Annotated in this window: 10 protein-coding genes and 1 pseudogene; 4 read left to right on the forward strand and 7 right to left on the reverse strand. The window is 61.1% G+C overall.

Translation table 11 applies throughout. The features are described 5' to 3' along the window. Positions 1-669: 669 nt before the first annotated feature. On the reverse strand, positions 670-843 hold the full coding sequence (locus tag B0B13_RS18485; protein ID WP_170872433.1) for a hypothetical protein: 174 nt from the start codon (positions 841-843) through the stop codon (positions 670-672). Between the two features lie 118 nt (positions 844-961). Here B0B13_RS18485 and B0B13_RS12170 point away from each other — a divergent pair. Further along, positions 962-1,457: pseudogene (locus B0B13_RS12170) on the forward strand (O-methyltransferase); the annotation flags it as partial. Positions 1,458-1,644: 187 nt separating this feature from the next. Here B0B13_RS12170 and B0B13_RS12175 read toward each other — a convergent pair. The 6 genes from B0B13_RS12175 to rpmH form a co-directional block, all read right to left on the reverse strand. Beyond that, positions 1,645-1,977, reverse strand: coding sequence for a DUF4148 domain-containing protein (locus B0B13_RS12175; protein WP_076796638.1), 333 nt, complete (start codon positions 1,975-1,977; stop codon positions 1,645-1,647). 384 nt (positions 1,978-2,361) lie between these two features. Continuing rightward, positions 2,362-3,753, reverse strand: coding sequence for a tRNA uridine-5-carboxymethylaminomethyl(34) synthesis GTPase MnmE (gene mnmE, locus B0B13_RS12180; RefSeq protein WP_076796641.1), 1,392 nt, complete (start codon positions 3,751-3,753; stop codon positions 2,362-2,364). A 150-nt stretch (positions 3,754-3,903) separates the two neighbouring features. After that, positions 3,904-5,568, reverse strand: coding sequence for a membrane protein insertase YidC (yidC, locus tag B0B13_RS12185; RefSeq protein WP_076785772.1), 1,665 nt, complete (start codon positions 5,566-5,568; stop codon positions 3,904-3,906). Positions 5,569-5,598: 30 nt separating this feature from the next. Further along, positions 5,599-5,829 (reverse strand): membrane protein insertion efficiency factor YidD, encoded by a 231-nt coding sequence (gene yidD / locus B0B13_RS12190; protein ID WP_212667365.1) that lies wholly within the window; start codon positions 5,827-5,829, stop codon positions 5,599-5,601. 1 nt (position 5,830) lies between these two features. After that, entirely contained in the window at positions 5,831-6,361 is a 531-nt protein-coding gene (rnpA, locus tag B0B13_RS12195; protein ID WP_076785774.1) for a ribonuclease P protein component, read from the reverse strand. 140 nt (positions 6,362-6,501) lie between these two features. Next, positions 6,502-6,636, reverse strand: a complete 135-nt coding sequence (rpmH, locus tag B0B13_RS12200; RefSeq protein WP_006998755.1) for a 50S ribosomal protein L34 — start codon at positions 6,634-6,636, stop codon at positions 6,502-6,504. Between the two features lie 422 nt (positions 6,637-7,058). On the opposite strand from rpmH, the gene dnaA reads away from it, so the two are divergent. The 3 genes from dnaA (at position 7,059) to gyrB (ending at position 12,693) form a co-directional block, all read left to right on the forward strand. Beyond that, entirely contained in the window at positions 7,059-8,612 is a 1,554-nt protein-coding gene (gene dnaA / locus B0B13_RS12205) for a chromosomal replication initiator protein DnaA (protein ID WP_217697090.1), read from the forward strand. A gap of 391 nt (positions 8,613-9,003) precedes the next feature. Beyond that, positions 9,004-10,110, forward strand: a complete 1,107-nt coding sequence (dnaN, locus tag B0B13_RS12210) for a DNA polymerase III subunit beta (protein WP_076796644.1) — start codon at positions 9,004-9,006, stop codon at positions 10,108-10,110. A 99-nt stretch (positions 10,111-10,209) separates the two neighbouring features. Continuing rightward, entirely contained in the window at positions 10,210-12,693 is a 2,484-nt protein-coding gene (gene gyrB / locus B0B13_RS12215; RefSeq protein ID WP_076796646.1) for a DNA topoisomerase (ATP-hydrolyzing) subunit B, read from the forward strand. The last annotated feature ends 12 nt before the right edge of the window (positions 12,694-12,705 follow it).

Raw genomic sequence — 12,705 nt, forward strand, 5'->3', positions numbered from 1 at the left:
CCGAAATGGCGCGTGGTTTGTCGCATTAAAGACTGCATAAAAATACCTAGCCCCCAACGAGTAAGCCCTCGGCGCCATTTCGCCAAAAATCAATGAGGCGCTGGAACGCTTGCTGAATAAAAGAGCGCCGGGGGAAAGACACATACGTGCCCCGAGCCGGGATAAGCAAAGCGCGGCAATCCGAATCACATCGCACGATGGATCGCGCGGATTGGCCCGGGTAGGCATACGCCCCATTGACAGCCTCCACGCTAGTTCCGCTCGCCGGCCAGCATGCCCGTCGCGGCGCGCCGACTGGGTGTCGATGTGGGCGCAGGATGGAAATACAGGTGCTGACTGGCTAGCTGGAATGCTAGTGGGCAAGCGGAAATGCTGGCGGGTAATGTACAGCGTCCTCAAATGAACAAGGACTAGCGTAGGGATCCGATCATGGCCGAGCAGATTATCCTGGACGCATTTCTCTTACTGCCATTGTGATCGTTGTGTTTCTTTTCATTGACGGGCTATGGCAGGAGCACCGGTTACGCATTAAGGCCGCGCCGAGCGCGCGCGGCCTTAATCATCGACGGATGCGGGACGCGATTCGTCACGATCACCCGCCGGTTTCAGGGGGCCGCTTACGAATGACGCCGCACCTGCGCACCGGCGCACCACGCACGCGGCGTCGAATCAATGACGGCGGCGCAGCCATCCCGCCAGATGGCGAGTCTCCATCCAATGAAGTACACGGCTGCGTTCCGGATGCTCGCGCCAACGTGATAAAAGTTCAAACCCCCACAGTGCCAATAGAATCAGGAAGCCTAATCCACCACCGATCAGGCCTGCAACCGTTTCGCCTTCCATGATTGCCCTCCATTGGGAACACTCATCACTTTATTGTAGGCAATCGGATAGCGACGAAAAGGGGCAAAGACATGCGCCTGCGCGCGGCTAGTTGACTCAGCCGCCATTGAGCGCGTGCAGGGATCTACCGCTGCCCGTTTCGCGACAACAGGCATGCTGCTGTACATGCTGGCTCGCGGCTGTGGCGCACAGAGATCGTCGAGTTCGGCACCTCGTTCGGCATCTCGACGCTGCATTTGGCGGCGGCGTTGCGGGACAACGGCGGCGGTAGGCTGATTACGAGTGAATTTGAGCCGTCCAAGGTGGCGCGGGCCCGCAATCACCTCGCAGCCGGCGGACTAAGCGACCTGGTCGAGATCCGGGAGGGCGACGCGCTGCAGACGTTGAGCGTCGACTTGCCAGAAACAATCGATCTGCTCCTACTCGATGGCACGAAGGGGTTATATCCGGAAATTTTAAGCCAAGTGGAAAGCCACCTTAGGCCAGGTGCCTTCATCGTCGCCGACAACGCCAACCACAGTCCCGACTATCTGGCGCGCGTACGCTCGCCTGGGGAGGGCTACCTGTCCACGCCGTTAGACGACGATGTGGAGTTGTCTATCCGAGTCTGTTGAATGGGCATTCAGCTATACATCCGCTGCAGCGCCCCGCTGGCACTCGGTGCGGCACACCACGGCTTGATTTGCGCTGCACCGTCATCGCCGGCCGACGCAGCACTCACGAGGCTATCCTCACCCACCTTGAACGTCGGATGCACCCGCGAATACCGTTGGCGCCGGCAGGCTCCTCCCAGTGGCGGGCTCAGTGCCCCATATAGACGGATTGAGACACATGGGCAATGGTCGGGCCGCCCGCCTGCATCGAACCGCTGGCCACGCCGCCCACTGCTTGTGCGGCGACGTGTTGCTCAGCGGCATGCTTGGCCGCCACGCGGGCCTCAGCCGCTTGGATGTTGTTCGGATAATCGTAGTCGTTGGCCGTGGCGGGGTTGTAGCCGACTCGCTCGAGTTCAATCAACTCGGCCCGCACTTGGGCGTGCGTGAGCGGTGCGTTCGTTTGTGCGAACGAGGTCAGCGGCGCCGCAGCAGCAGCGGCAACAGTGGTAATGACGACAGCTTTGATCAGCGCATTCATGACACAACCTCCGATTATTCGTTTCACATTGAAGCTACAAACGTCAAGGTCCGTAGCCGACAAATGCAGTGTAGGAGCCGGACAAATAAGGGTAAATATCTAATCCACGAATTCACTGTTATCAAAAAAAGAACAATCGAGACGCGGTGCAGCGTCTCAACGCACTCCGGCTATTGCGCCCCGTCGTCAGCCGACTCAGTCGCGCGCTACGACGCACAATGATCCGCTAGCATGAAATTCAGGCATGCGTGCAATACCACAGCAAAACAGGTCGTTTTGCGGTGTGACGCCCAACGGAGGCAGGTCGGGATTGACGAGTTTGAGCCGGTCCAGGTAAATATTCAGGGCATTAAAGATTGCCAACGGATGTCTATGGACCCTGCATTACTTTCCAATACAGAACCGGCTGAAGATCACACCCAGCAAATCATCCGACGTGAACTCACCGGTAATCGCGTTCAATTGCTCCTGCGCCAGTCGCAACTCCTCGGCAAATAGATCGAGCGCTTGCGCATTGCGCGCCGCGTGCTCCGCAGCCGTCGCCAAATGCTCGCCTGCGGTGCGCAATGCGCGCAAATGACGCTCGCGCGCCAGATAGACACTTTCCGCGCCTGCCTGCCAGCCGGCAATGCGCAGCAGTTCGGCGCGCAGCAGGTCGATACCGAGCGCCGCCTTTGCGGATAGCCTGACCTCGCGCGCCGCGCCATCCCCGGCATCGCGCACCTCCGGCTCGATGTCTGCCAGGTCGATCTTGTTGAAAATCCGCACCACCGGCACGCCGGCAGGAAACCGTGCGGCGATCGCATGATCCTCTACGCTTATCCCGTCACGCGCATCCAGCAGGTGCAGCACGACATCCGCTTGCTCGATTTCGTTCCATGACCGCGCAATACCGAGCCGCTCCACTTCGTCTTGCGTATCGCGCAGGCCGGCGGTATCGATTACGTGCAGCGGTATGCCTTCGATCTGAATGGTCTGCGCAACCTTATCCCGCGTCGTGCCGGCAATCGGTGTCACGATTGCCAGTTCGGCACCCGCCAGCGCATTAAGCAGCGAGGACTTGCCGACGTTCGGTTGCCCGGCCAGTACGACGGACAGCCCCTCACGCAGCAACGCGCCTTGTTTCGCATCGCGCTGTACGGCCGCCAATGCGTCGCGGATATGCGCCAACTTGCCGCGCGCGTCGGCCGCCTCCAGAAAATCGATTTCCTCCTCCGGGAAATCGAGGGTGGCCTCGACCAGCATCCGCAGGTCGACGACCTTGTCGACGAGCCGATGGATGTCGCGCGAGAATGCCCCTTCCAACGAACGACCGGCCGAGCGCGCGGCCGCCTCGGTGCTGGCTTCGATTAGGTCCGCCACGGCTTCAGCCTGCGCGAGATCAAGCTTGTCGTTCAGGAACGCGCGTCGCGTGAATTCGCCGGGCTGCGCGAGCCGCAGGCCGATGTCGCGGCCAGCATCGAGGCATCGCTGCAGCACGAGTTGCAATACAACCGGCCCGCCATGCCCCTGCAGTTCGAGGACGTGCTCGCCGGTGTACGAATGGGGTGCCGGGAAATACAAACCGATGCCGCGATCCAGCGGCACGCCGGTCGCATCGAAAAACGGCACATAGACGGCACGACGGGGCGCAAGCCGATCGCGGAACAATGCGTCCATCAGCCGCGCGGCCGCGTCGGCCCCGGCCGCGCCAAACGAGACACGCACCACACCTATGCCACCACGGCCCGGTGCGGTGGCAATCGCAACGATCGGATCAGAATCGGTTTGCATCAACTCAAATAAATAGGTGCGGCAATACGGGTCGCCGTCGATAGCGGCTCGCGTCCATTGTAGTCAGACGGCCCGGCGATTCGCGTCGGATACCGCGACGGCCCATGCCGGCGGCAGGCACCTCGTCAAGCTGCCCGCCTCACCATCACGGACTCAGGCCTTCTTGCCCTTGCCTATCATCCGGGTGATGTAGTACTGCTGGGCAATCGACAGCACATTGTTCACGACGTAGTACAGCACCAGTCCGGCCGGGAAGAAGAAGAACATTACCGAGAATGCGAGCGGCATGAACATCATCATCTTCGCTTGCACCGGATCGGGCGGCGTCGGGTTCAGCTTGGTCTGCGCAAACATCGAGACCGCCATCAACACCGGCAAGATAAAGTAGGGATCCTGCTGCGACAGATCACGGATCCACAGCACCCAGGGCGCGCCGCGCATCTCGACTGACGAGAGCAGCACCCAGTACAGCGAGATGAACACCGGGATCTGGATCAAGATTGGCAGGCAGCCGCCAAACGGGTTCACCTTCTCGGATTTGTACAACTCCATCAACGCCGCGTTCATCTTCTGCGGATCGCTCTTGAAACGCTCGCGGATCTGCTGCATGCGCGGTGTGATCTCCTTCATCCGCGCCATCGATTTGTAGCTAGCCGCCGACAGCGGGAAGAACACCGCCTTGATCAGCAGCGTCAGCAACACGATTGCCCAGCCCCAGTTGCCGACAAAGCCGTGAATCTTCTCGAGCAGCCAGAACAACGGCTTCGCGATGATCGTCACCCAGCCGTAGTCCTTGACCAGCTCCAGGCCCGGCGCGATCTTCTCCAGCTTACGCTCCTCCTGCGGGCCGGCGAACAGGCGCGCGGCCACATTCACACTCTGGCCCGGGGCGATGCTCTGCACCGGCTCCTTTATGCCAACGCGGTACAGCGCCTGGCTGAATTTGTCCGCATAGAACTGGCGCTGCACGCCCTCCTTCGGAATCCAAGCGGAGGCGAAATAGTGCTGCACCATCGCGACCCAGCCATTATCGGCCGACGACGCGTAGTCCTGCTTGCCCTTGTCCAGATCCGAGAAGCTCATCTTCTGGAATTTGTGCTGCTCGGTGTAGACAGCCGGACCGATGAACGTATGCGAGAAACGTGGCGTCTCGACCGGCATGTCGTCGCGCACCAACTCCATGTATAGCGTCGGCGTCACCGGGGTGGAGCCAACGTTCTCGATCTTTGTATCGACGCCGATCACATAGCTGCCGCGCGTGAACGTATAGGTCTTTACGACCTTCACGCCGCCTTTGACCGGCGATTCGAGGCTGATCGACACCGTGTTCGCGCCATCCGCCAGCGACGTCGGTCCCGGCACGACGGTAAACGCATCGTTGTGGTTCGGGAAATCACCGCCAATCAAACCAGTGCGCGCCAGGTACGTATGGTTGGCCGTCTGGTCGAACAGCGTGATGTACAGGTCGGGTTGCTTGCCGCTCCCCCCTTTGACCAGCGACAGCCGCGACAACGTGCCGCCCACCGTGCTGATGTCGCCGTCATACACGTCCGTCTTGAAGTGGATCTGCTGGCCCTTCACCGCGAGCTGCGCGGCGGGCGTCGTGCCAAGCGCGCTGCTCGGCTCCGCGGTCTGCGGCAGGTCCGCCGGCTGCGTGCCCGGCGTGGTCGTGCCGGGCACCGCCGAAGCGGCCGTCTGGGTCGGTGTCGTGTTCGGGAAGAACAGCGACGGACGTCCATGGTCCCGCTGCCAGTTGTCGTAAAGCATGACGACTGACATGAAGAAGATGACCCATAGGACGGTACGTTTGATGTCCATGCGTTGTCTCGTGGTGAATGAGCTGAGCGACTAGCGCCTGTCGGCGCGGACCGGCGGCACCGGGTCGACGCCGCCCGCCGAAAACGGATGGCAGCGGCATAATCGCTTTACTGCCAGATAGGTCCCGTGCGCGGCGCCATGATACTGGATTGCCTCGCGCGCGTAGTCCGAACATGAAGGATAAAAACGGCATCGATCGCCGAGATAAGGGCTCACGGCAAGCTTGTAGAAGCGCAGGAGCGCGATCAACACCGTTTGCATGTCATTGCTGCGTGTCGGTGGACGCGCGCTCCGGCGGGCCATCGCCCGGCACCGTGCCCGACGAGGCCGGGGCCGCCGGAGCGCGCTGCCCGTGCTGCGGCGCGAGCACCGACGCCTGCGCCTGCATAAGCCGTTCGCCGCCCGGGCGACGGGTGGCCTCGCGCACCGCGCGCCCGACCAAACCCTCGATCTGCGCTTGCAGCATCTGCGTGAGCGCCGCAGACTCGGCACTCGGAAACTGCGCACGATCGATCTTGCCCGACAGCCGGATCAGCACGTCCCAGCCCGTCAACTCCAGGCGTCGCACGCGAAACGCCTCGCGAACCAGCCGCTTGACCAGGTTGCGCGTGACTGCGCGCGGCGCCTGCTTCTTGCCAACCACCACACCGAGCCGCGCAGCCTGCCCGGTGGGGCGGCCGTACAACACGAAGTGAGCGGAACGCGCCCATGGGCGCAAACGAAAAACGGATGAGAACTCATCCGTTTTCAGCAGCCTTGCAGTCTTCGGGAAACCAGCAGGTGTCGTGCGCACGCGCTCAGGCCTCTCATCTAGTGGGCCAGCCCACCGCGCTGCCCGGCATCATTTCACCCATGGCGGGCATCGCCCGGCATCGACGTGCGCAAACCGCGCTGCTCGGCTGCCGACCATCGCCACCCAGCGTCACGCCGGCCTTAGACGGCCAAGCGCTTACGGCCCTTCGCGCGGCGAGCGTTGATGACTTTGCGACCGCCCGCGGTCTTCATGCGAACACGGAAGCCATGGGTGCGCTTGCGGCGCGTCACGGACGGTTGATAGGTACGTTTCATGTTGCTCTCACTCGTTGGAGGATGGGCTGCGGCGTGCTTTGCAAGGACCTGACGCGCCAGCACAACGGCAGTGCGACGCCGAGCCAAAAATTCGGTTTTCGCGGAACCCGCTATTTAAACTGCTTTTCTTTGCGGCGTCAATACTTTACGTTCACCAGCGCAGGCTGCCGCCCCGAGCGTCCGCGGCAACAACGCCGAACCGACCCTGTGGATAACTCGCCCCGCCTGACGCGTTTGGCGGTAGAATTCCGGCTATCCCAAGAATCCAGTACGCCGCTCGGCCGCCGCAATGCGTTGTCGCATCTGCGGCTGAGTGCGTCCCACAGCTTCAAATGCAAACCTATGAAGACTCCTGAGGGAAACCGTGCCGTTCGCGTCGAGCGATGCGGCCGATACGACGTCGCGACACCACAACAGACCACATGAACGATTTCTGGCAACACTGCTCGACACTGCTGGCACGTGAACTGACGCCTCAGCAGTACGTGACGTGGATCAAACCGCTCTCGCTGGTCGACTTCGACGCTGAAGCCAACACAGTGCGCATTGCCGCACCGAACCGCTTCAAGCTCGACTGGGTGAAAAGCCAATTCTCCGGGCGCATCACTGACCTGGCGCGGGACTTTTGGCAGCATCCGGTGCACGTTCAGTTCGTCCTCGATCCGAAAGCCGGCATGAAGGCATCGCCGGCGCGGCGCGCCAGCGGCAGTCCGCTCGCCAACGCCGTGGACGCGGTCATTGCCGCGGCCTCGGGCACATCGGCCGCCGCGCTGGCCAATGGTTCACCGCCTCACCCGACGATGGCTCAAGCGCTCAGCACGACCAGCGCCGCGACCGCGGACGGCAACGCGGAACTGGACTTGCCGAACCTGGACGCGAACGAAGCCGCGGCGGCACGGCGCAACTTCCGCGCCGGGGCACCCGCGCCGTCGCCCGAGGCCGATTCCGCGTACGAGCGCTCCAAACTCAATCCGGTCCTCACGTTCGAAAACTTCGTCACCGGCAAGGCGAACCAACTTGCGCGCGCCGCGGCGATCCAGGTCGCCGACAACCCCGGCGTATCGTACAACCCGCTGTTCCTGTACGGCGGCGTCGGGCTGGGCAAAACGCACTTGATCCACGCGATCGGCAACCAACTGCTGCAGGACAAGGCCAATGCGCGCATCCGCTACATCCATGCGGAGCAGTACGTGTCCGATGTCGTCAAGGCGTACCAGCGCAAGGCGTTCGACGAGTTCAAGCGCTACTACCATTCGCTGGACCTGCTGTTGATCGACGACATCCAGTTCTTCTCCGGCAAGTCGCGCACGCAGGAAGAATTCTTCTACGCGTTCGAGGCGCTGGTCGCGAACAAGGCGCAAGTGATCATCACCAGCGATACCTACCCGAAGGAGATCTCCGGCATCGATGACCGATTGATCTCGCGCTTTGACTCCGGCCTGACGGTGGCGATCGAGCCGCCCGAGCTAGAGATGCGCGTCGCGATCTTAATGCGCAAGGCGCAGTCCGAGGGTGTCGTGCTGAACGAGGATGTCGCGTTCTTCGTCGCGAAACACCTGCGCTCGAACGTGCGCGAGCTTGAAGGCGCATTGCGCAAGATTCTCGCGTACTCGAAATTCCACGGACGCGAAATCACGATCGAGCTGACCAAGGAGGCGCTCAAGGATCTGTTGACGGTGCAGAACCGCCAGATCTCGGTCGAGAACATCCAGAAGACCGTCGCCGACTTCTATAACATCAAGGTCGCCGACATGTACTCGAAGAAGCGCCCGGCCAACATTGCGCGGCCGCGCCAGATCGCCATGTACCTGGCCAAGGAACTCACGCAGAAGAGCCTGCCTGAAATCGGCGAACTGTTTGGCGGTCGCGACCATACCACCGTGCTGCACGCGGTGCGCAAGATCTCCGACGAGCGCGGCAAGGATGCGCAGTTAAACCACGAGTTGCACGTACTCGAGCAAACCCTCAAGGGATAAGGAATAACTGCCGCGGCGATCCGTGCCAGCGGCCCACGATGCGCCACGGTGCCGCGTCGCGGTGCCGGCCACCGTCGGTCTCACCCGCCATGTGTCGCCGGCGGCGCCCTACCGGGGTGCCGTACAGCAGGACCCCTACACCGCCACAGGCACCGCCTGGAAAACTGCATGATCACCCCCTATGAATCGGGCAAATCTGAGCGTTTTTCAGGCACAATACGGGTTTATGGCCGGCGGGCCGACAGCCGGGCGCAACGCCTTGTTCAAACGCCTGTTTGATCGACCGCTACATGCCCTGCGGTGCGGGGCACGGGGGCCGCCCCGCACCAGGCGTTGCGCACGGCAATGGCGAGGTGGGGCGGATGAGCCGTCATATCAACGAAGGAATTCTATGCAATTGGTCAAGACCGAACGAGACACCCTGCTGCGTCCGTTGCAGACGGTCAGTGGTATTGTCGAACGCCGCCATACGCTGCCAATCCTCGCCAATCTGCTGATCTCCAAAAACGGCTCGGACGTGTCGTTCCTGTCCACCGACCTCGAATTGCAGATCACCACGCGTGCCGACTTCGGCATCGGCAACGAGCAGGCGGCCACGACGGTGGCTGCGCGCAAGCTCGTCGACATCCTGCGCGCGATGCCGATCGGCGACGTCACGCTGACGTTGTCCGACAAACGGCTGACCGTTCAGTCCGGTAAGAGCCGGTTCGCACTGCAAACGCTGGCGGCCGACGAGTTCCCGACGCTGGCGCAGGCAAAGGACTTTGGCGCGAGCCTGTCGGTACCACAGAAGACGTTCAAGCAATTGCTCGGGATGGTCCACTTCGCGATGGCGCAGCAGGACATCCGCTATTACTTAAACGGCATGCTGCTGGTGGTCGACGGTGATCAGTTGATGGCCGTGGCGACCGACGGCCACCGCCTCGCGTTCTCGTCGATGAAGACGGACGGCGCATTCGCGCGCCAGGAAGTGATCATCCCGCGTAAGACGATCCTCGAGCTACAGCGGCTGCTGGAAGACATCGACGACCCGCTGAAGATCGACATCGCGTCCACACAGGTGAAATTCACGTTCGGCCAGGTGGAATTGGTGTCCAAACTCGTCGAGGGCAAGTTCCCGGACTTCCAGCGCGTGATCCCGAAAGGCTACAAGAACACGTTCATGATCGGTCGTGATGAATTGCAGCATTCGTTGCAACGAGCGGCGATCCTGACGTCGGACAAGTTCAAGGGCGTACGGTGCATCGTCGCGCCTGGCCAGCTGAAAATCATGTCGACCAATGCCGATCAGGAAGAAGCGCAGGAAGAGCTAGAAATCGCATACCAAGGCGATACGCTGGACGTGGGCTTCAACGTCACGTATTTGCTGGACGTGCTTGCGAACCTGAAAGTCGACATGATCCAGCTCGCATTGGGCAGCGATGCGACATCAAGCGCGTTGGTTACGATCCCCGAGAATGAACAATTCAAATACGTGGTGATGCCAATGCGGATATGACCCGCAGATTAGAACGATGACCAAGGGGCCTAGGGAACTATCCCGGCCCCTTTGATGTTTATTGGGTGTTTAAGCAGTACGCAGAACCGGAAGAAATTCATGACTGAACAGCACAATCTGCAAGCGAATTCGAACGCGGATAACAGCTATGGCGAGTCGTCGATCCAGATCCTCGAAGGTCTCGAAGCTGTACGCAAGCGTCCAGGCATGTATATCGGGGACACCTCCGACGGCACCGGTCTGCACCATCTCGTATTCGAAGTACTCGACAACTCAATTGACGAGGCACTCGCCGGACACTGCAATGACATCCATGTGGTTATCCACGCGGACAACTCGATCTCCGTGACCGACAACGGCCGAGGGATCCCGACCGACATCAAACGCGACGATAAGCACGAACCGAAGCGCAGCGCTGCCGAAATCGTGATGACCGAGCTACACGCCGGCGGCAAGTTCGACCAGAACAGCTACAAGGTGTCCGGCGGGTTGCACGGTGTCGGCGTGTCTTGCGTCAATGCACTCTCCAAGTGGCTGAGGCTCACCGTGCGCCGTGGCGGCAAGAAGCACTTCCTGGAATTTCATCGCGGCGTCGTGCAGAACCGCGTGCTCGAGCAACGCGACGGTGAACAAGTCTCGCCCATGGTGATCATTGGGTACACCGAGAATCGCGGCACCGAAGTGCACTTTCTGGCCGACGACACGATCTTTGGCACGGTTGAGTACCACTACGACATCCTCGCCAAGCGCATGCGCGAGTTGTCGTTCCTGAACAATGGCGTACGGATCCGACTGACCGACCAGCGCACCGGCAAGGAAGACGATTTCGCATTTGCGGGTGGCGTGAAGGGTTTCGTCGAATACATCAACAAGACCAAGCAGACCTTGCACCAGAACATCTTCCATGTCGTCGGCGAAAAAGACGGCGTCGGCGTCGAGGTCGCGATGCAGTGGAACGACAGCTTCAACGAAAACGTGCTGTGCTTCACGAACAACATTCCACAGCGGGACGGCGGCACGCACCTGACCGGACTGCGCGCGGCGATGACGCGCGTGATCAACAAGTACATCATCGACACCGAGATCGCGAAGAAGGCGAAAATCGAGACGACTGGCGACGACATGCGCGAAGGGCTGTCATGCGTACTCAGCGTCAAGGTGCCGGAGCCCAAGTTCAGCTCGCAGACGAAGGACAAACTGGTGTCGTCGGAAGTGCGCGCGCCGGTCGAGGAGGTCGTGGCGAAGGCGCTCGAGGAATACCTACTCGAGACGCCAAACGATGCGAAGGTCATCTGCGGCAAGATTGTCGATGCCGCGCGGGCGCGCGACGCAGCGCGCAAGGCGCGCGAGATGACGCGCCGTAAGGGGGTGTTAGATGGCGTCGGGCTGCCCGGCAAACTGGCCGATTGCCAGGAAAAAGACCCGGCGAAATCGGAAATCTACATCGTCGAGGGCGACTCCGCGGGGGGGTCCGCGAAGCAGGGACGCGACCGTAAGTTCCAGGCGATCCTACCGCTGCGCGGCAAGGTGTTGAACGTCGAGAAAGCGCGGTACGACAAACTGCTGTCGTCCGACCAGATCGTCACATTGATTACCGCTCTCGGTTGCGGCATCGGCAAGGACGACTACAACCTTGAGAAGCTGCGCTACCACCGCATCATCATCATGACCGATGCGGACGTGGACGGCGCACACATCCGTACGCTGCTGCTGACATTCTTCTATCGGCAGATGCCCGAGATGATCGAACGCGGATATGTTTACATTGCGCAACCGCCGCTGTTCAAGCTGAAGGCCGGCAAGGACGAGCGCTACTTGAAGGACCAGCACGAGTTGAACCAGCACATGCTGAAGCTGGCGTTACATGGCGCGGAGCTGGTGCCGTCGGAAGGCGTAGCGCCGATCGTCGGCGACGCGCTGGGCGAGCTTGCTCGCTCGTACCTGCTTGCGCAAGCGGTGGTGGACCGGCTCAGCAAGCTCTATGACGAGGCTTCGCTCGAAGCGGTCATGGACGGCGTGCCCATCGACCTGACATCCGAGGACGCGACGCGACAATCCGCCCAAGCCCTGGAGGACAAGCTGCGTGATAACGCGCTCAAGCCGGACGTATCGGTGTTGCCGCAATATGACGCCGTGCGCGAATTGCGTTCGCTGCGCATCGAGCGACGGCATCACGGCAATATTAAAGTCTCGGTTATCGACGAAGAGTTCCTACTGACTGCGGACTTCCAGCAATTGACGAATACCGCGCATACGTTCAAGGGGCTGATCGGCGCCGGCGCGATGATCAAGCGTGGCGAGCGAACAATGGCCGTGGCGGACTTCAAGAACGCAATGAAGTGGCTGCTCGCGGATGCGGAGCGCAACGTGTCAAAGCAGCGCTACAAGGGGCTCGGCGAAATGAACCCGGAACAGCTGTGGGAAACCACGATGGACCCGGCCGTGCGTCGTTTGCTGCGAGTGCAGATCGAGGATGCGATTGCCGCCGATGGGATCTTCACAACGTTGATGGGCGACGAGGTCGAGCCGCGACGGGCGTTTATCGAGAGCAACGCGTTGCGGGCGGGGAATATTGATGTTTGAGGCCTGCTGTAG

It is taken from the genome of Burkholderia sp. b14 (assembly GCF_900156195.1).
In the GTDB taxonomy this organism is placed as follows: Bacteria; Pseudomonadota; Gammaproteobacteria; order Burkholderiales; family Burkholderiaceae; genus Mycetohabitans.

Coding starts and splice junctions, on each gene's coding strand:
- B0B13_RS18485 (WP_170872433.1), bottom strand. CDS start 843: ATGGAAGGCGAAACGGTTGCAGGCCTGATCGGTGGTGGATTAGGCTTC.
- B0B13_RS12175 (WP_076796638.1), bottom strand. CDS start 1,977: ATGAATGCGCTGATCAAAGCTGTCGTCATTACCACTGTTGCCGCTGCT.
- yidC (WP_076785772.1), bottom strand. CDS start 5,568: ATGGACATCAAACGTACCGTCCTATGGGTCATCTTCTTCATGTCAGTC.
- yidD (WP_212667365.1), bottom strand. CDS start 5,829: ATGCAAACGGTGTTGATCGCGCTCCTGCGCTTCTACAAGCTTGCCGTG.
- rpmH (WP_006998755.1), bottom strand. CDS start 6,636: ATGAAACGTACCTATCAACCGTCCGTGACGCGCCGCAAGCGCACCCAT.
- dnaA (WP_217697090.1), top strand. CDS start 7,059: ATGAACGATTTCTGGCAACACTGCTCGACACTGCTGGCACGTGAACTG.
- dnaN (WP_076796644.1), top strand. CDS start 9,004: ATGCAATTGGTCAAGACCGAACGAGACACCCTGCTGCGTCCGTTGCAG.
- gyrB (WP_076796646.1), top strand. CDS start 10,210: ATGACTGAACAGCACAATCTGCAAGCGAATTCGAACGCGGATAACAGC.